The following is an 18,466-nucleotide window of genomic DNA, read 5'->3' on the forward strand; positions in this document are numbered from 1 at the left end:
CTTGTATTTTAAAAACAACAACAATCAAAAAAAGCCCTGAACTATTATAGTTACAGGGCTTTTTTTAGAAGGATACGTCCCATTGTAGCCGGAAACGCATACGATTGTCTATTTTCATTTCGGGTGTTTCATAATCAAAAGCAGAACACTCCAAAGTTAATTTATTTCTGTGCCCTTTAAAAAACCAGTTGAAGGCTAATGAGGCTTCTTGTAGATTATTAGCTAAAATACTTCTATCGGGGTTGTAATGGGAGTAGCGTGCGGCAATTTCCAGCGGAGCAGGCCACCAGTCAAGTGCTTGATGTGCAAGGTAGCCGGCTTGAGCGTAGTAACCAATCATGTTGGTAGTGGCATCATTATTTTCATGGTCAATAATTTCTTTTTGATGAAATTCTGATTGCCAACTGAAACCTCGGTATACAAACGCAGATTCTATATTCAATTGGTTAATGCGGTATTGGCCGTCTTCCATACTTTCAAAACCTGTTAAAGCACCACCACCGGAAGAAGAGAATCGGGTATACGGACTTTCATTGGTAACGGCAGCAACGGCGATAATAGCTTCGGGAGTTTTATGAATAGAAAGATCAGAACTCTTAAAACCAAGATCTTCTCCAAGCATATTCCATTGTAAACGTGCAAAATACATAAGATTGTTGTCGTCATTGGTTCGGCTTCCACGTCCGGTTCCTGTAAGCATTGCTGCCCAGTAGCTAAAGTCTAGCATCCCATTACCGTCTAGTCTACCATAGAGTTCCACACCTTGTTGCCTATCTACTGTAAAATGTCGGTTTAACAGTGAACGGTCTACCATTTGCTGGGCACCACTACTTATGCGGCGTTCACGGCTATATTCTATTTTCCATTGACCAACTTTCAGTTTTAGCCATTTCCATTTCTCTACCATTACTCTCCAGTCTAGTAAATTGGATTGGCTTACATCATATTCCCAATAATATTTAAGCCACGGTTGGTATGCGTGCCCACCAACCTTTAAACGAGCTCTATTGATTTTGAATAAATTGTTCTCATCTTGATTAAAATCGTCCAGCGTCAAAGGATCGGTATCATTTGGTGTGGCAAATCTAAATTGGAGTCGGCTTTGAATTTGTAAAAGGTATTTGTTGTCTTCAGACCGCATTTCAAAGCCTTTGTTTCCGTAGGTAATGTGTAACTTGGGTAAAGAATCTTTTTTGGATTGTTGTCCCAGGGCCTGAAAACTGCTTAAAAGCCCAAGAACTACAATAAAAATATAGTTGTGGTGGTTGGTTATTCTCATTGTGTTTTCCTATTCTTAGGGAGCACGGTATGCTATTAAGCGTGCAAAGCTACACATAATAGTAGGTTAAGCATAATGTTTGTGTAACAATTTAGATACATTATGTTAACTCTTGGAAATATCTTTTGAAGCGAATTAGTGGATTACTGATATTCGATAATATGAGGAGGTTGATAATTGTACTGTTCCAGACTGAATTGATTATAGCCCGAACCTTGAAATTGCAGTTGGTTACCGGCATTACCAGGCATTTTGGGAATATAGAAAAAGGAGAGCTTAATGTTTTCAAAAACAAAATAATCATTACTAATCAAGAATCCGATTCCGAATTTGGTATAGGCTTCATTTTTAAAGAAAGGATGTGGTTCTGATCCAATGCAACCCAAATCAATATCTAAAAAAGGACTCATACGAAAGCCTATCCAATCAAACGGAACATACGATTGTGTCCTAAAACTGAATACAAATTTACGCGTTCCAAAAACCTGTCTGCTATCAAACCCTGTAATGCCATTTTTACCGTTGAGGTCTATTCTGTCTAGTATAATATCTTTTCTATTGATACCTACTACAGAATTGAGTTTAGCAAATTGCCTAAAATACCATTTTCCAATACTAAAAACCGGAGTAAAATAAGTGGTTTGTAACCTGAATAAAGATTGTCTGGGATCACCATCGCTGTAATAACTACCGTATTCTGCATTTGCAGCGATATAACCAAAATCACTAAAATAATTGCTAAGTGTTACACTGAGTCCGGTATAGTAATTACCGCTTGTAGCATTTTGTTGATAACCGGAATTAATAAAATAACTACTACCCACTGCAATATCTTCAATATCACCATTTCTGAAAATATACCGATCTCTTACATAGTTTACATGACGTAAACCTACGGAGCCCAAAAAGAAGTTCTGATTGGCAAAAAACGAAACGGAATCAATGGTTTCATCTGGTTTTTGTAGAAATGATCTTTTAGCAAAGCGAGCACCTAAAATTAGGTTGGTAGGAAGGCTTTTTTCATCCTCCTTATGCGCAATAGGAATAGCATAGCCACCCCAAACATCTACTTCAAAACGCTTAAGGGGTTCGTAGATCATAGTATCTGTATTACTCATGTAGAGATCTTCCCAGTCATACCGTTGCGTAAAACCTATTTTGCCCGCCCAACGAGTGAATGGAGAATAAAACGACCTATCTACCTGAAATACATTTTTATAGGCTTGATTAATTTCTACATCACGAGAAACTTCTGCATTGATATAGCTATTGTAAATATTCTGAGCACGATACCCCATAGTGTATCCAATACCGTTTTCTTCTTGAAATCCTTTCTTGTAAGCAGCAGTGACTTGATGACCGAAACCAAGGAAATTTAATTCTTTGAGTTCCAATTCACCATTGTTGGTAGAAAGATCTCCTCCAACCGCTAAGCTCCAGCTATCTAGCACATAAACGTGTAAATCAACTTCATCTGGAGAACCAGGTACTTTTTGAGGACGTATCAAAGCCCTTCTGATAAAATTTCGTCTCCGTAAAAGACGCTCAGATTCTAAAATTAATAAAGAGTCTAACGGTTGATTTTCTTTAACTACAAGCAATCCTTTAATAGTGAATTGTTTTGTTTTGCCGTGGAGGGCATTTCCAAATTTATCAATAGCTCTTGTGGGAATCTTGGTAGAGTCTTTTTCACTATACCCAAATGGATCTAATGTAGTTATTTTAATATTTCGAATGCGCTTGCCCTGGAAATCCTTAAAATTTCTGTTTAACTGATTTTCCAGTGTTTTTGTGGTTCGGGAATTGTTGGCAGGGTTTACAGGTTGAAAAAGAAAACCATGCAACATTTTGGTAAATTTACTTTTATGTGTTTTCTGTTGAAGATTTCTATAAAATTGAAGTTGGTTTTGCTGTCTTGTGCTGTCTGTGACTGGAATTCTCGTTTTCAGTGAATCCTTTTGTTGTGCTTTTAAATGCACACAGCACATAACAAAACACCATAAAAGAACCACATGTTTCAATCTCACCACTGCTTTAAATAACGAAGGACAAATTTACGGAATCTAAAAGAAAGATGGTAAAAACTTCAACCAAGAAAAAGTAATTAAAAAGAAAATGTAGAGTAGAGAATGAGACTATCTCATTGTGTAATAAAAAAGAAAAATGCAGTAAGCATACAAAGGAAGCATATAAAAATAAGTACGGAAAGTAGCTTGATGGTAGAATTATTTTTCCGCTGATTTTTGTAGAAAAGCTCCACCGAAAGTACACCACGTTGGCGAGTAGAAAGATTGTATAGTAGGGTTCGCTTTTTCATAAGGAAAAGATACATAAAATAAATTGATTATCAGAGGGTAATGAAAAATTATTAAAGAACTAGATCTTGTTCACCGAATCAAAAAACTGAATGCCCTTACCCAAGTAGAACAAACCTTGATAAACTTACTTAAAATTATGGCCATCGACAATAGAGAATGGATGAACGAATGAGTAACGCACTCAGTTTATTTTGATATCGGTTTACGGTATAAATACCTAATTTTTTCTTTCGATATAATTTACCATACCGAAAGTCTTGTCACAATGACAAAGATCCTGAGGAAAAAAAGCTGTAATGTGAGGGAATAGTTAGGGAGGAATATCTACGCTTAAACAGCGATTGTTTTCCTAAAAAATTTATTATTAACTAAATGTAGTTATTTTTTTTAAATAAGTAAGATTTTATTCAAAAAAAATTACTTGAAATTGACTACAATGATGGAAAATTGATACTGATGAATATCCAAATAATTTAAAATGCTTATAGATAACCTTACTATGAGTAAAAACGAGAAAATATATTTTATGCGTTAGCTATATAGCTAAAATGATTTAGTTAAGTTAATTCTTACTTGGTTATGAGTTCTGTTAAAAGTTTTTAACAAATAAGTTATTGATATAAAGATTTATATGTTATATATTCGTGTAAGGGGAAATTAAAAAGCAATCGCCGCCACGGAGTAAAGTATCTTACAGTATTGCTATGTTCTTAAACAATTTTATTGCGATAGGAAAAATAATACTAGGGGGAAAACAAAGATACCCGTGGCGACCCGATTGTGATGATCCTATCTTCCTCATAAATTTAGAATTAGATTTCAGGAGTTCTGCGTTTCTATAGATTTCACTATTTTTACATCAAACAGGATTATAATTTCATATGGTCACATCAGGAACTATGGATTCATGGCTAGTATCTCTATTGCCTATCGTGCTAATATTTTGTGCATTATCTATTTTAACATTAAAAATTATTGCACTTGTAGATATTCTACCCAATAACTTTAAGCAGAAAAATGATAAACTAATATGGACTTTGGTAGTGCTATTTTCTGGACTAATAGGACCTATTCTTTATTTTCTACTTGGAAGAAAACAAAAGATAGCTCGTACTTAATTAGTGTCACTAGGCTTCTTCTGAGATCCATTTCACAAAATGGTATCCTGGTTTTTCAAAGCCTTCACGCTCATAAAACCGATGTCCGGCTGTATTATGTAAAAAAGCATTCAGTTCTATAGTTTCGCAACCTTTTGCTTTTACGTATGATTCTATCCAATTGAATAATTGTTTACCAAGACCTTTACTTCTATAACTTTCGTCAATATACACATGATCGGCTTCGCAGCTTTTACCGGCATAATGTCGGGTCATAAACCACAGACCGCAACAACCTATCATTTTATCAGCATCATAAATGCCTATACATTCATAGTTTTGAGTAACCATTTCCAATAATCGCTGGCTAAGAATCTCATTGGGAACTTTATGACCAGATAATTTCTGAATAAATGGCATTGCACAAAGAATATCTTTTGGAGCAATATGTTGAAATTTTATAGGCATGGTTCAAAATTTTAGGGATGGCAAAGGTACATTTATGAACCTTATTTTTCATAGTATTTTGTTCCATCTTATGAACTTCTCAATTTTTCCTACATTTGAAATTGAAATTAATAGTAGAGTATGAAACGTTTTATAATAGTAGTTCTTTTTCTTACTGCTCAAATGATGGTTGGGCAAAACAAATTTTCTGAATTGATCACCTTAGAAGGCAATCGTATGGAAAAAGCTATGATGGAAGGTAACTATGAAGTAATTGTAGAATATACCTATCCAGAAATAGTGAATATACTGGGAGGAAAGGAGAAGGCATTTCAAATGATCTCTGGCGGTATGGAGCAAATGAAATCTCAAGGATTGGAATTTAAAGAAATAGAAATTGGAAGTCCTGGAGATTTATATAACGCAGGAGAGGAATTACATTGTTTAGTGCCTCAACGGCTGGTATTGGAAAGTAATCAAGGTACTGTAGAAACGGAATCTTACTTGTTGGCAGTTTCTCAAGATGAAGGTAAAACTTGGTATTTTTTGGATACTGCGCAATTAACTCCAGATCGCGTACAGGGTTTATTTCCAAATTTTAATCCAAATCTTACACTACCTGAAAAAACACAGCCTAAGTTTACACCAAGTGAACCATAACTAGTTTCATTTCGCTGATTCTACTATCTTTGCGGCATGTCAGTAATAAAATTCATTACCCCTCAGGAAGTTATTACGGTGCGCCATCCCATTCTAAGAGAAGGGAAACCGTTAGAATCATGTATATTTTTAGGAGATCATTCAGCAGGCACTTTTCATTTAGGCTATTATGAAAATAACCAATTAGTAGGTGTGGTAACGCTATTTAAAAAGAACTATGGCGAAAATGGCGGCATAGGTTATCAACTACGTGGAATGGCTGTTCTGCAAGAATTTCAAGGAAAACAAATAGGAAGAAAACTAGTAGAAAAGGCTGAACAAATTGCCATACAGCGCTATGGTAATTACGTTTGGATGAATGCTAGAATTGTGGCTGTTGGTTTCTACGAAAAAATGGGTTATCACAAAGTGAGCAATGCATTTGATGTTCCAGGAATTGGCAATCACTTCACCATGCTAAAAAAATTACAAAATTAGTTTTTTATTTAACTTCAATATATGATTTAGAGAAGCCTTTAAGCCATATTTTGTTAGTATATTTACAGCTATAACTTTTCAACTAGAAAATTAAATTACATGAATAAAAAAGCACTACTTATGATCCTTGACGGATGGGGAAAATCACCTGATCCTAAAGTTTCAGCGATTGAAAAAGCAAACACTCCATTTATTGATAGTTTGTACACTAAATATCCAAATGCAACTTTAAAAACCTTTGGTATGAACGTAGGTCTACCGGAAGGGCAAATGGGAAACAGTGAAGTAGGGCACATGAACTTAGGTGCCGGTAGAATTGTGTATCAAGATTTTGCAAAAATCAACTTGGCTGTTGAAAAAGATACATTAAGAAAAGAATCGGCATTAAAAGAAGCATTTAAATATGCTAAAGAGAATAATAAAGCTGTCCATTTTCTTGGATTAGTAAGTGATGGTGGTGTGCATTCTCACATCAATCATCTAAAAGCTTTATTGGACGCTGCAGCTCATGAGCATTTAGAAAAAGTATTTATCCACGCTTTCACAGATGGTAGAGATGTTGACCCAAAAAGTGGAAAAGGATTTATAGAAGATATTCGTAAATATTGTACAAAAAGTCATGCACGTCTAGCGTCCATCATTGGTAGATATTATGCAATGGATAGAGATACGCGTTGGGAACGTGTGAAATTAGCATATGATCTCATCGTGAATGGTGATGGTCAACCTACAAAAAATGCTCTCGAAGCTATTCAAGAAAGTTATGATGAAGGTGTTACTGATGAATTCATCAAGCCAATTGTAATGCATGATGCAGACAACCATCCAATAGGAGAAGTACAGGAAGGTGATGTAGTAATTATGTTCAATTTCCGTACAGATCGTGGTCGTCAATTATCTCAAGCATTAACACAGAAAGATTTTCCAGAGTACAATATGAAGAAGTTAGATTTGTATTATGTAACCATGACAAATTACGATGCTTCTTTTGAAAATGTACATGTGATTTTTGATAAAGATAATATCAAAGATACTTTGGGTGAAACGCTTTCAAAGGCTGGTAAAAAGCAAATCAGAATTGCTGAAACCGAAAAATATCCTCACGTAACATTTTTCTTTAATGGAGGTAGAGAAGAACCTTTTGAAGGAGAAAATAGAATTTTGTGTCCATCTCCAAAAGTAGCTACTTATGATTTGCAACCAGAAATGAGTGCATACGATATCAAAGATGCTATTGTTCCTGAATTGGAAAAAGAAGAAGTTGATTTTGTATGTTTAAACTTTGCCAATCCAGACATGGTAGGGCATACGGGAGTTATGGAAGCAGCTGTTAAAGCGTGTGAGTCTGTAGACGAATGTGCTAAAGCTGTGATAGAAACTGCTTCTGCTCATGGTTACACTTCTATTGTAATTGCAGATCACGGTAACTGTGATACCATGGTAAATCCAGATGGTTCTCCAAATACGGCACATACTACGAACTTGGTACCAATTATCTTGGTAGATGAAGACATTAAAGAAGTGTACGATGGTGTTTTAGGTGACATTGCTCCAACTATTTTAAAATTAATCGGGGTAGAACAACCAGAAGCTATGACACAAAAACCATTAATAGATTAATGAAAGGAATAGCATACATACTATTATGTTGTATATTATTTTCTTGCGGAAGCAAAGCTGGTTTGATAACCAATGAAGATGCAACTACGGTAAATCCTGTAGCAGATCCAGATTTGGTTGGGCCTATCAAGAGGGCTACTTTGGAAGATGATTACAATTGGTTTGATGAAGAGTATACATCTTATAAAGTAGATGAAACTGCTGCAAAAACCATTAAGCCATATTTGGAAGATGTTACCGTAAAGATATTTATGGGAACTTGGTGTCATGATAGTCAACAACAAGTACCACACTTTTTCAAAATTATGGATCAAATCAATTTCAAAGCAGTTGAAGTATATGGCTTAACAACCGATAAAACATCACCGGAGGGATTAGAAGATCAATATAATATTATTAATGTTCCTACATTCATCTTTTTTAAAGATGGAGAAGAAATAAACAGAATGGTAGAGTATCCTCTAAATACCTTAGAGAAAGATATGGTTGCCATTTTCACTACTGATACTTACGAAAACCCATATGCGGGTTTCTAACAAGTATATATGTTATTGAGAAGGGAGAGGTTGCAACTAGAATTGCAACCTCTTTTTTTTTGGTAAATATTTAACATTACCAACTATCGGAAAGCTTTTCTAAGGATTGCGTATCTTAGGGGAAACTATGTATATTTGTATTTATTAATTACACAAAGTATGTTATTATTTATAAGCACTCCGGAGGTTTTGTTTGTCATGGTGATAGTGGTGATGATATTTGGTGCTGATAAAGTACCGGAGATAGCGAGAGGTCTTGGTAAAGGCATGCGAGAATTGAAAGACGCTACCAACGATATCAAAAAAGAGATAACCAATAGTGCCGAGAAAAGCGGTATTATGGATAAAGAACTTACCAAGGACATTAAAAATCAGATAGACGAAGTAAAAGACTCTATCGAAGAAGTAACCGGTCCTATAAAGCGCAGACATTAATGCTAAAAAGAATCACAGAGTATGATACCGATCTATTAATCTATTTAAATAATCTTGGTTCTGAGCATCAAGATTTATTTTGGTTACTAGTTACGCGAATCATATTTTGGATTCCTCTTTACATTTTCTTTTTCTATTTAGTTTTTAGGAAAAATTCTAGACGAGAAGCTTTTCGGGTTGTGTATACACTCGTAGCCATGCTTGCGGCTACTTTTGGGTTAACACAGCTGGTAAAGAATTTTGTTCTAAGAGCAAGACCTGTAAATAATGAGCGGGTTTTTGAATCACTTCGTGTAATGATTCAGCCTGTTGATTATTCATTTTTTTCAGGACACGCCTGTAATAGTTTTGCAATAACTACCTTGTTTTATTTATTTCTGCGGAAAAAAATTCCGTTTGCATGGACGTTTTATCTTTGGCCTTGTATTTTTAGTTATAGCAGAATTTACTTGGGTGTTCACTTTCCTTCCGATGTTTTTGTTGGTGCAATTGTGGGCATTACCATGGCCATATTTTTCTACTGGTTACACAAAATGTTAACCATTCGTATCGATAAAAAAAATCTACAAGCTTAGTGTATTCATTTCGCATATGGATAAGTTGATTCAGAAAGATATTATTCAAATTATTAAAGAAGAAATAGCAATTGGTTTCAAAGAACCCATGGAGATTTTTGATGTGGTTTTAGATACCTTCAATGAAATTTCTTTAGATGAAGATTGGGTTTCAAAAACCATAGATGAACAATACACCATAAATATTGAAGATAGCAAAACGTGGCATCATCCTACAGATTTTGAGAAATTACGCAATGTATTCAATGAGCTCATAGAAAAAGGAATTGTGGCATTGCACAATGCAGGATATACTCGCAACGATTGTTTATCTGAATGTCATTCTGTAATTCAAGAATTAGATTTTTTTGAAGAGCATATCAAGGGATTTTGCTACTATTCAACTCAAGATATCAAACGTATCATTCACATAAAAAATCCATTGTTTATAGGGTTTCAGGCGTTAAATGAAAATGAGTCACTTTCTATAGAAATAGGAAATATAATTGTTGAAGAACTAAAGAAACAAGATTTTGAAGTCTTGTGGAATGGTAATTTAGCTTCAAGAATAGAAGTGATTAATTTTGATTGGAAAAAAATCCCAGATAAAACAGATTACGATTATAAAAATGTAATTCACAGATTGAATCACTACAAGAAAAGCCAGAAACCAAAGAAAAAATCACTTTGGAAATTCTGGAAGTTATAGTACTCTACTAATGGTGATTCCGTCTCTAATGGGTAACAAAACTGTTTCCAGGCGAGGATCTTCTTTCAGTCTTTTATTGTATTCCAATAGTGCCAATGTTTGCTTGTCGTTGCCTTTAACTTCTTCAACCACTTTTCCACTCCAAAGTACATTATCAGACAAAATAACGCCTCCTTTGTTCATTTTCTCAATGATGATATCAAAATACGCCGGATAATTTTTCTTATCAGCATCAATAAAAACTAGGTCAAATTTTATGTCTAGCGTAGGCACAATTTCTTTCGCATCCCCAATATGTTGAATGATTCGGTCTCCATTTCCACTTTTTTCAAAGAATTTTTGCTGAATTTCCTCCAATTCTTCATTTACATCAATGGTGTGCAAAACGCCATCAGCTTGCAATCCTTCTGCCATAGAAATTGCAGAATATCCGGTATAAGTACCAATTTCTAAAATAGCCTTAGGAGCAATCATTTTAGAAATCAAACTCAAAAAACGTCCCTGGAAATGCCCACTCAACATACGTGGTTGAATCACTTTTAGATGTGTTTCGCGTGTAAGTTCCTGTAAAATTTGTGGTTCATTTTCAGAATGGTCTGTAGCATATTGTTCTATGGTTTCCGGTAAAAAATGCATAACATAAAATTTTGGCAAAAGTACATATTTCTCTTGGGAATTGTTTGGTTACACAGCTTTAGAGAATGAATTATTAATCTTATTTTTGAGCACAACTAAATAATCAACTCAATATGCAATTTCAAAATACGTTAGCTTTTGCTCGCGAACTTGATCAACAAGATGAACTAAAGAAATATAGAAGCGAATTTCACTTTCCAAAAGTAAATAACAAAGATGTCATTTATTTCACAGGAAACTCATTAGGATTACAGCCTAAAAGAGCACAAAAGTATGTAGATGATATCATGAAAGATTGGAAAGATTTGGCTGTAGAAGGTCATTTCTATGCTGAAAAACCTTGGTGGGATTATCATGAGCGTTTTGCGAAGCCTTTATCTAAAATTGTAGGAGCAAAGCCAGAGGAAGTTACCGTTATGAATACGCTCACTGTAAACCTTCATTTTTTGATGGTATCTTTTTATCGTCCGGAAGGAAACCGTTTCAAGATTATTTGTGAGGAGAAGGCATTTCCATCAGATCAATACATGTTGGCTTCTCAAGTAAAATTTCACGGATATGATCCCAAGGAAGCGCTAGTAGAAATAAAAAAACGAGAAGGTGAAAGTTTTTGGAGAACCGAGGATATTTTAAAAATTATTGAAGAAACCGGTGATGAGTTGGCTTTGGTCATGATGGGTGGTGTAAATTACTATAACGGGCAAGTTTTTGATATGGAAACCATTACCAAAGCGGCCAAAAAACAAGGTGCTCATGTGGGATGGGATTTAGCTCATGGAGCTGGTAATGCAGAACTTAAATTACATGATTGGGGAGTAGATTTTGCTGCTTGGTGTAGTTATAAATATATGAACAGTGGACCTGGAAATGTAAGTGGTATTTTTGTACACGAGCAATATTTAAATAGAAATGATTTTCCTCGTTTTGAAGGTTGGTGGGGTCATCATAAGGAGCGCCGTTTTTTAATGGAACCTGAGTTTGTACCGCAACCAAATGCAGAGGCATGGCACGTGAGCAATGCTGCCGTGATAGCTATGGCGCCTTATTTAGCTTCTTTGGAGATTTTTGAAGAAGTTGGTATGGAAAAATTAATTCAGAAGAGAAATTTAATCACTTCCTATCTAGAATTTGTACTTCATGAAATTGATAAAGAAGTAGATAGTACTTTTGAAATTATTACTCCGAGTAATCCAAAAGAAAGAGCTTCACAACTTTCTGTTTTGTTGCACGGTGAAGGAAGAGCTTTGTTCGATTATTTGATGGAAAGCGGCGTGATTACTGATTGGAGAGAGCCAAATGTTATTCGTTTAGCACCAGTTCCTTTATATACTTCTTATGAAGATATGTATCATTTTGGTCAGATTCTGAAAAAAGGAATTTTGAATAAGAAAAAGTAAAACGATATAAGATCATAAAAGCGATACAAATTTGTATCGCTTTTTTTTTAATATATATCTGGATTCTCAATAATATCTTGTGCTCTTGCTTTGAGTTGTTGTAACTGCTCTTTATCCATTTTGTGAAGTAAATTTAGCATCATTCCCATGCGTCGGTTGTCTTTAAAAGCCCATTCTTTTTCCGAAAGAAAATTCCAGTACAAGGCGTTGAACGGACATGCTTTTTCGCCTAGTTTTTCGGTGTGTTTGTAATAGCATTTGCTACAATAATTACTCATTTTATTAATGTAATTTCCGCTGGAAACATATGGTTTTGTCGCAATATTACCTCCATCTGCAAACTGACTCATACCACGTGTATTGGTGATTTCAACCCATTCAATCGCATCAATATAAATTCCTAAATACCAGTCGTCAACTAGTTTAGGGTCGGTTTGGTTGAGTAAGGCAAAGTTTCCTGTGATCATCAATCGCTGAATGTGATGTGCATACGCATTGTCTAAACTGTTGGTAATAGCATGGTGTAAGCAATTCATTTTCGTCTTTCCTGTCCAGAAAAATTGAGGTAATTTGTTGTGATTTCGCAGATAATTGGCTTCGCTAAAATCAGGCATTTTCAACCAATACATGCCACGCATATATTCTCGCCAACCTAAAATTTGCCTGATAAATCCTTCTACTTGTGAAATATGAATATTGCTTTCTGAATCATAATAAGTGTCCAAAACAGTATCAATCACTTCTTTCGGACTTAACATTTTCGTGTTCATTGCAAATGAAAGTCGGGAGTGAAATAAGTAAACTTGTTCAGTATGCATGGCGTCTTGATAATCACCAAAATGTGGGAGTAACTCATCACAAAAATAGCGGAGTATCGCCAAGCAATCTTTTCGAGACAATGGCCAATTAAAGTTGGTAGCTTCTATGTTTCCAAAGTGTGAAACACCAACCTTATTAACTATTTCCACCAGTTGCGAAACATCTTTTCTGAATCCTTTTTCATGTGGAATTTCCGGAGTTCCTTTCCACTTTTTTCTATTTGATTGATCAAAATTCCATTTACCACCTTCAGGATTTTTATCGGTTTCCATCAGTATTTGATGTTTTTTGCGCATCATTCTGTAAAAATTCTCCATCACAAATCCTTTTTTGCCTTTGTAGAATTCTTTCAATTCCTCTCTGGAAGTATAAAAATGTTCGGTGTCTACTACGTTTGTGGAGATTGATAACTCTTTACAAATTGATTTCAATTGTTCGTCCAGTCGATATTCATCCGGTAATTGGTATTCAAACTGTGTTGCTTTTGTTTGTGATATCGTTTGCTCAATAATTTTTTGAAGATCTTGCGGATTGTTTTTGTCATCGAGTTCAAAATAAATCACTTCAAAACCTCTTTTTTGCAACCAATGTGAGAAGTTGCGCATGGCCGCAAAAAAGCCCACAATTTTCTGAATATGATGTTTTACATAGTCAGTTTCTTGGCGCATTTCGGCCATCACGTATACTACATTTTCGGGAGATTCCGAAAACCAGCTGTGTTTGTAATTGAGCTGATCACCAAGTATGAGTCTTAATTTTTTCATGAAAGCCAGGTGTTTTGAAAGGTTTTGTCAGCATCATATTTTTCAGCTTGTAATTCTATATTGAATTTTCTATTTCTAGGATCGTTGCCCACACCACTGTTGTACATCCAATTTCCATAATTGCTGTGCACATCGTAATCTATCAAAACCGATTCAAAATATGCCGCGCCGGCACGCCAATCTTGTTCCCATTCTTTAGCCCAAAAGCTCGCTACATTTTGTCGCCCGCGATTGCTCATCCAGCCGGTTTTGGCAAGCTCTATCATGTTTGCGTTGACAAAAGGTTCTGGAGTTTTACCAGCAATCCATTGGTTAAGTTTTTCTTGATCAAAATTCCAATCGTACCGCTTTTTGGAAATTCCGTTCAGTTGAAAAATTTGGTTTCCGAACTTCATTGTAATGTATTTGAAATAGTCTCTCCAAAGCAATTCAAAAAATACCCAATACGTACTGTCGTTCTTTTCAACTTCGGTTTCGTATCGCAGCAATTCCGAATAAATTGTTTTGGCATTGATGCAACCTTGCGCCAACCAAGCCGAAAATTTTGTACTGTAATCAATACCTAATAAACCATTTCTACTTTGTTTGTAGTTGGATACGTTTTTAGTTTCGAAAAAGTAATGTTGAATTCGTTGTAAGCCTGAAGTTTCACCGCCTATAAACGGAAAAGCGGAGTTTTCATGAAGTGTAAAAGTTTCATAACCCAATGTTTCTAGATTAGGAATTTCGGTGTTGTTTTCAAAAGAAATAGAATTTTTAAACACGATCTTTTTAAGCGGTTCTTGAATCTTTAAGTTTTGCTCAACCTTTTTCCTGAACTCAGTAAATACTTTTGGAAAATCATGTATATCGTGATAGGGAAGATCATCAGGATGAATTAAAAATTGATCGTAATAAGTTTTTAGTTTTATATTTTCGGATAAATTTTCTTGTACTTTTTTCTGAATTGACACTTCTTCAGCTGTAACTTCTTTTTGAGTGTAAATGGATTTTATCTGATGTTTTTCGCACAAACTAGGAATACAATCTTCAGTATTTTCAGTAAAAACAAACAAAGGAATATGGTGTTTCGCTAAGTTTTCTTTGAGATCTTTTAAGCTTTCTAGAATAAACTGCATTCGAAACTTACCTACTTTTTTGAATCCGTACGAAGTTGTTTCAGTCCAATAGTTTGGAATGAAGTATACTCCGATAATCGAATCATGATTCTGAGATGCTTTTTGTAAAAGCACATTATCGTTCACCCGAAGATTGGTAGTAAACCAAATTAGCGCTGTATTTTTTACTAAGTCCATTGTAACCTGTTTGCTACGAATTTACTTTTTGTTTAATTAAATTTAGTTAATGTTAAACAAAAATAATCTCAAATCTGGCTGATAGAAGTTTTTAGTCTATTTAATTTTCAGATATATTTGTGAGAGCAACCTAAGCCACGCACTATTTACACGGTACAAACATATTCATCTGAATTCAAAAATGAATGGAATCAATTCATCGCAACTGCGAAGAACGCCACCTTTTTATTTCATAGAGATTTTATGGAATACCATGCAGATCGTTTTGATGATTTTTCGTTGTTGATTTTCAAAAATGAAAAGTTAGTAGCAGTGTTTCCGGCAAATGTGAAAGATGGAGTTGTGTATTCGCATCAAGGATTAACTTACGGCGGATTGTTGTTACCATTTGATGTGAATTTTGATGAGGTGACCGCTATTTTCAACACAATGGTAGCTTTTTTAAAAAGGAATGGCATTGATTTGTTAATAGTGAAGGAAATGCCGAAACCGTATCACAAACAACCTTCGGACGAAGTTGCCTATTGGATGCATAAATTTGGAAGTATACTAGATACGCAGCTAGTGTTAGCGGTTGATTATGGCAAACCGATAGCCTTGCATAAAACTAAGAGAAAGTATCATAGACAAGGCAGTCAAAAAGGATTAGAAATTAGAAAAGAAACCAATTTTGAAGCTTTTTGGAATATGGTTTTAACCCCGCGTTTGGCTGAAAAACACAAGGCTTCTCCAGTGCACAGTCTAGCGGAAATTGAATTGTTGCATTCCAGATTTCCAGATAAAATTTATCAGTACAATGTGTATTTGGAAGACGAGTTATTGGCTGGTATCACTGTTTTTGAAACCGATCAGGTAGTGAAATCACAATACGGGGCAACAACGGCTAAAGGCGAACAATTACGTGCGTTTGATTATTTGTTTGTGAGTTTGATTTTACAATTTCAAGACCAGAAAAAATACTTTTCACAAGGAACAGTTACCGAAAAAAATGAGCTAGGATACAATCCAGGTTTATTAAAACAAAAACAAGAATTGGGTTGCGAAGTACATTTGCAACGAACTTTTGAAATATCGCTACAATGATTAAATTTTTAGATGTTCACCAGATCAACAATCGTTTTGAAAAGGAGCTGAAAGAAGTATTTGCTCGTTTTTTAGATAGTGGTTATTATGTTTTAGGTACAGAAACTAAAAAGTTTGAAGCTGATTTTGCAGCGTATTGTGGTGCTCAATTTTGTGTAGGCGTTGGCAATGGCTTAGATGCTATCCGACTTATTTTTGAAGGATATAAAGCTTTAGGGAAACTGCAAGAAGGTGACGAAGTTTTAGTGCCGGCAAATACATACATTGCGAGTATTTTGGCAATTTCACAAGCAGGTTTATCGCCAGTTTTGGTAGAACCTGAAGAAGAGACTTTTAATCTCAATCCGGATGAATTAGAAAGTAAGATCACTTTAAAAATCAAAGCTATTTTAGCCGTGCATTTGTACGGACAACTAGCCAATATGAACCGTTTGAATGCGATTGCTAAAGCGAATAATTTATTGTTAATAGACGATGCTGCGCAAGCACATGGGGCTAGAGATGACAAAGGAAAAATGGTTGGAAATTTATGTGACGCCACCGCTTTTAGTTTTTATCCAACAAAAAATTTAGGAGCACTGGGTGAAGCAGGTGCAGTAACTACAAGTAATAATGAATTGTTTGAAATGATTCAAAAACTACGAAATTATGGTAGTGCAGAAAGATATTATAATCAAGTGCAAGGATTCAATTGCAGAATAGACGAAATGCAAGCTGCGGTTTTAAATGTGAAACTCTCAATTTTGGATGCGGATAATTCATACAGAAGAGCTGTTACCAAAAGATATCTTTCAGAGATTAAGAATCCGAAAATTCAGTTACCGAAATATTCAGGGAATCTAGACCATGTGTTTCATTTGTTCGTAATTCGTTGCAAACAACGAGATGCTCTCAAACAGTTTTTAGAAGAAAACGGCGTACAAACCGTGATTCATTATCCAATTCCGCCTCACAAACAGCAAGCATACAAAGATTGGAATCACTTATCATTTCCAATTACAGAACAAATTCACAAAGAAGTATTAAGCTTGCCTATAAGTCCGGTTATGACAGCTGATGAAGTTTCAGAACTAATCAATATCATCAATCAGTTTTAGGAAACCATAGGATATTTTTCACAGCGATATTTTGCATCAGAAAGTGTACAATACAAGTGAAAAAATAGGCCATTGTAATTCCTTTCAAGCCGTATTTATTCATTAAAAAATAGGAAAGCGATGAAAATAGGACCGCCCACGCAATTTGTATGGCCACAAAACTTTTGGTTTGTGATTTTGCCATAAGAATATTGCCTAGTGTCCAAGAATGAATTTTGATAATGTCACCCAGCAATTGGAAGATGAGAATGCTCCCAATAGCAATAAATTCTTCAGAAAATAACAAAGGAATCCAAAAGTCTTTCAGTAAATAAATTCCCCCGGTGATTAGTAAAATTACAGGAAAAGTGATACGCCATATTTTGAAAATTTCAGCTTTTAATTTAGAATTATGAATTGCTGAAAATGTGGGTAGTATGTAGAATTTAAATGACGACGTTAAAAAGAGTAGATACATTGCAGAAATTCGCCATGCAGCATCCCATAATCCAGCATTTTCAATTCCCGAGGTGTTCATAATGTGAGTTCTTATGAATAGTAATGACAAGCTAAGCGATAACATTCCGGAAAGTGACATTGCCGAAAAATGTAATAACTTTTTAAAATAGGTGAGGCTAAAACTTTCTTTAAATATGGAAATTGAAATGTGATTACTCTTTAAGATAATCCACAGCGTCATTAAAAAAACGATGATGTGGTTTAATGCGATAGTTAGAATGAGTCCGTCTAATTTGTAAAAATAAACTCCCAAAACAGAAATGATAGCTGTAATAATGGTGGTGAAGATGGTAATTAATACAAATTTTTTCAGTAGCTGTAAACCATTCAATATCGAAAGAAATAAGTTCTGTAATGCGATAAAAACAATAGAAACAGTACTAATGAAAATGTAATTTCCGTAGGATGAATTTTCAAAAAGTAATCTGTTTAAAGTTTCTTTAAATATAAAAACGGAACTCACCAAAAGTAGTGCGCAAATGAGGTGTACTTTAAATGCTGTACTAATGATTTTCTTTAGTTCGTTCGGATTTGCTTTTTGTTCAGAAACATATTTGATAACTCCATTTTCGGTTCCCAACTGGCAAAATGAAATCGCCAAGGCAACAAAATCTTTAAACTGACCATAAACGGCAAATCCTTCCGGACCTATAAAAAGTGCCGTGATTTTATTCACAACAAGTCGGGTTAGAATACCAATTCCTGTTGCAATAGCATTGTAATATGATGATTTTAGGAAACTCAT

18 protein-coding genes are annotated in these 18,466 nt (G+C 34.9%); 11 read left to right on the forward strand and 7 right to left on the reverse strand.

Annotated elements, in window-relative coordinates; all coding sequences use genetic code 11:
- Positions 1-64: 64 nt before the first annotated feature.
- Positions 65-1,279 carry an OprO/OprP family phosphate-selective porin gene (locus BM383_RS05870; protein WP_093023987.1) on the reverse strand — a complete coding sequence of 405 codons (1,215 nt, stop codon included), beginning with the start codon at positions 1,277-1,279 and terminating at the stop codon, positions 65-67.
- Positions 1,280-1,422: 143 nt separating this feature from the next.
- Positions 1,423-3,126 carry a BamA/TamA family outer membrane protein gene (locus BM383_RS05875; protein WP_143106347.1) on the reverse strand — a complete coding sequence of 568 codons (1,704 nt, stop codon included), beginning with the start codon at positions 3,124-3,126 and terminating at the stop codon, positions 1,423-1,425.
- Positions 3,127-4,496: 1,370 nt separating this feature from the next.
- Between BM383_RS05875 and BM383_RS05880 the strand changes: the two genes are divergently transcribed.
- The gene (locus tag BM383_RS05880) at positions 4,497-4,715 is read left to right on the forward strand and encodes a PLD nuclease N-terminal domain-containing protein (RefSeq protein WP_245766538.1); all 219 of its coding nucleotides are present in this window, start codon (positions 4,497-4,499) and stop codon (positions 4,713-4,715) included.
- Positions 4,716-4,724: 9 nt separating this feature from the next.
- On the opposite strand, the gene BM383_RS05885 is transcribed toward BM383_RS05880, so the two are convergent.
- Positions 4,725-5,162 carry a GNAT family N-acetyltransferase gene (locus BM383_RS05885; RefSeq protein ID WP_093023993.1) on the reverse strand — a complete coding sequence of 146 codons (438 nt, stop codon included), beginning with the start codon at positions 5,160-5,162 and terminating at the stop codon, positions 4,725-4,727.
- Between the two features lie 120 nt (positions 5,163-5,282).
- Between BM383_RS05885 and BM383_RS05890 the strand changes: the two genes are divergently transcribed.
- From BM383_RS05890 to BM383_RS05920, 7 genes are all read left to right on the forward strand, one after another.
- On the forward strand, positions 5,283-5,801 hold the full coding sequence (locus tag BM383_RS05890) for a hypothetical protein (RefSeq protein WP_093023995.1): 519 nt from the start codon (positions 5,283-5,285) through the stop codon (positions 5,799-5,801).
- Positions 5,802-5,837: 36 nt separating this feature from the next.
- Positions 5,838-6,278 carry a GNAT family N-acetyltransferase gene (locus tag BM383_RS05895; RefSeq protein ID WP_093023997.1) on the forward strand — a complete coding sequence of 147 codons (441 nt, stop codon included), beginning with the start codon at positions 5,838-5,840 and terminating at the stop codon, positions 6,276-6,278.
- A gap of 99 nt (positions 6,279-6,377) precedes the next feature.
- Positions 6,378-7,898, forward strand: coding sequence for a 2,3-bisphosphoglycerate-independent phosphoglycerate mutase (gene gpmI, locus BM383_RS05900; RefSeq protein ID WP_093023999.1), 1,521 nt, complete (start codon positions 6,378-6,380; stop codon positions 7,896-7,898).
- Entirely contained in the window at positions 7,898-8,434 is a 537-nt protein-coding gene (locus tag BM383_RS05905; RefSeq protein WP_093024001.1) for a thioredoxin family protein, read from the forward strand. The genes gpmI and BM383_RS05905 overlap by 1 nt, the downstream gene beginning before the upstream one ends.
- 159 nt (positions 8,435-8,593) lie before the next feature.
- Positions 8,594-8,869 (forward strand): Sec-independent protein translocase subunit TatA/TatB, encoded by a 276-nt coding sequence (locus BM383_RS05910; protein WP_093024003.1) that lies wholly within the window; start codon positions 8,594-8,596, stop codon positions 8,867-8,869.
- On the forward strand, positions 8,869-9,444 hold the full coding sequence (locus BM383_RS05915) for a phosphatase PAP2 family protein (RefSeq protein ID WP_093024005.1): 576 nt from the start codon (positions 8,869-8,871) through the stop codon (positions 9,442-9,444). The genes BM383_RS05910 and BM383_RS05915 overlap by 1 nt, the downstream gene beginning before the upstream one ends.
- Before the next feature lie 16 nt (positions 9,445-9,460).
- Positions 9,461-10,132, forward strand: coding sequence for a DUF6891 domain-containing protein (locus tag BM383_RS05920; RefSeq protein WP_093024007.1), 672 nt, complete (start codon positions 9,461-9,463; stop codon positions 10,130-10,132).
- Here BM383_RS05920 and BM383_RS05925 read toward each other — a convergent pair.
- Complete coding sequence (locus tag BM383_RS05925) at positions 10,127-10,768, reverse strand: O-methyltransferase (protein ID WP_093024009.1); 642 nt, start codon at positions 10,766-10,768, stop codon at positions 10,127-10,129. The two genes, BM383_RS05920 and BM383_RS05925, sit on opposite strands and share 6 nt — an antisense overlap.
- A 113-nt stretch (positions 10,769-10,881) precedes the next feature.
- Between BM383_RS05925 and kynU the strand changes: the two genes are divergently transcribed.
- Positions 10,882-12,165, forward strand: a complete 1,284-nt coding sequence (kynU, locus tag BM383_RS05930; RefSeq protein ID WP_093024011.1) for a kynureninase — start codon at positions 10,882-10,884, stop codon at positions 12,163-12,165.
- Between the two features lie 47 nt (positions 12,166-12,212).
- Here the strand turns inward: kynU and BM383_RS05935 are convergent, their stop codons facing one another.
- Positions 12,213-13,748, reverse strand: a complete 1,536-nt coding sequence (locus tag BM383_RS05935; protein WP_093024013.1) for a cryptochrome/photolyase family protein — start codon at positions 13,746-13,748, stop codon at positions 12,213-12,215.
- A complete protein-coding gene (locus BM383_RS05940) occupies positions 13,745-15,043 on the reverse strand; it encodes a DASH family cryptochrome (protein WP_093024015.1) in 1,299 nt (432 codons plus the stop codon). Before BM383_RS05940 ends, BM383_RS05935 begins: the two co-directional genes overlap by 4 nt.
- 243 nt (positions 15,044-15,286) lie before the next feature.
- Between BM383_RS05940 and BM383_RS05945 the strand changes: the two genes are divergently transcribed.
- On the forward strand, positions 15,287-16,126 hold the full coding sequence (locus BM383_RS05945; protein ID WP_245766539.1) for a FemAB family protein: 840 nt from the start codon (positions 15,287-15,289) through the stop codon (positions 16,124-16,126).
- Positions 16,123-17,223, forward strand: coding sequence for a DegT/DnrJ/EryC1/StrS family aminotransferase (locus BM383_RS05950; RefSeq protein WP_093024019.1), 1,101 nt, complete (start codon positions 16,123-16,125; stop codon positions 17,221-17,223). Before BM383_RS05945 ends, BM383_RS05950 begins: the two co-directional genes overlap by 4 nt.
- Here the strand turns inward: BM383_RS05950 and BM383_RS05955 are convergent.
- Positions 17,210-18,466, reverse strand: a complete 1,257-nt coding sequence (locus BM383_RS05955; RefSeq protein WP_093024021.1) for an O-antigen translocase — start codon at positions 18,464-18,466, stop codon at positions 17,210-17,212. The genes BM383_RS05950 and BM383_RS05955 overlap by 14 nt on opposite strands.

Origin of the sequence: Pustulibacterium marinum (assembly GCF_900116665.1) — a bacterium.
Taxonomy (GTDB): domain Bacteria; phylum Bacteroidota; class Bacteroidia; order Flavobacteriales; family Flavobacteriaceae; genus Pustulibacterium; species Pustulibacterium marinum.

Coding starts and splice junctions, on each gene's coding strand:
- BM383_RS05870 (WP_093023987.1), bottom strand. CDS start 1,279: ATGAGAATAACCAACCACCACAACTATATTTTTATTGTAGTTCTTGGG.
- BM383_RS05875 (WP_143106347.1), bottom strand. CDS start 3,126: ATGTTGCATGGTTTTCTTTTTCAACCTGTAAACCCTGCCAACAATTCC.
- BM383_RS05880 (WP_245766538.1), top strand. CDS start 4,497: ATGGATTCATGGCTAGTATCTCTATTGCCTATCGTGCTAATATTTTGT.
- BM383_RS05885 (WP_093023993.1), bottom strand. CDS start 5,162: ATGCCTATAAAATTTCAACATATTGCTCCAAAAGATATTCTTTGTGCA.
- BM383_RS05890 (WP_093023995.1), top strand. CDS start 5,283: ATGAAACGTTTTATAATAGTAGTTCTTTTTCTTACTGCTCAAATGATG.
- BM383_RS05895 (WP_093023997.1), top strand. CDS start 5,838: ATGTCAGTAATAAAATTCATTACCCCTCAGGAAGTTATTACGGTGCGC.
- gpmI (WP_093023999.1), top strand. CDS start 6,378: ATGAATAAAAAAGCACTACTTATGATCCTTGACGGATGGGGAAAATCA.
- BM383_RS05905 (WP_093024001.1), top strand. CDS start 7,898: ATGAAAGGAATAGCATACATACTATTATGTTGTATATTATTTTCTTGC.
- BM383_RS05910 (WP_093024003.1), top strand. CDS start 8,594: ATGTTATTATTTATAAGCACTCCGGAGGTTTTGTTTGTCATGGTGATA.
- BM383_RS05915 (WP_093024005.1), top strand. CDS start 8,869: ATGCTAAAAAGAATCACAGAGTATGATACCGATCTATTAATCTATTTA.
- BM383_RS05920 (WP_093024007.1), top strand. CDS start 9,461: ATGGATAAGTTGATTCAGAAAGATATTATTCAAATTATTAAAGAAGAA.
- BM383_RS05925 (WP_093024009.1), bottom strand. CDS start 10,768: ATGCATTTTTTACCGGAAACCATAGAACAATATGCTACAGACCATTCT.
- kynU (WP_093024011.1), top strand. CDS start 10,882: ATGCAATTTCAAAATACGTTAGCTTTTGCTCGCGAACTTGATCAACAA.
- BM383_RS05935 (WP_093024013.1), bottom strand. CDS start 13,748: ATGAAAAAATTAAGACTCATACTTGGTGATCAGCTCAATTACAAACAC.
- BM383_RS05940 (WP_093024015.1), bottom strand. CDS start 15,043: ATGGACTTAGTAAAAAATACAGCGCTAATTTGGTTTACTACCAATCTT.
- BM383_RS05945 (WP_245766539.1), top strand. CDS start 15,287: ATGGAATACCATGCAGATCGTTTTGATGATTTTTCGTTGTTGATTTTC.
- BM383_RS05950 (WP_093024019.1), top strand. CDS start 16,123: ATGATTAAATTTTTAGATGTTCACCAGATCAACAATCGTTTTGAAAAG.
- BM383_RS05955 (WP_093024021.1), bottom strand. CDS start 18,466: ATGAGTTTCCTAAAATCATCATATTACAATGCTATTGCAACAGGAATT.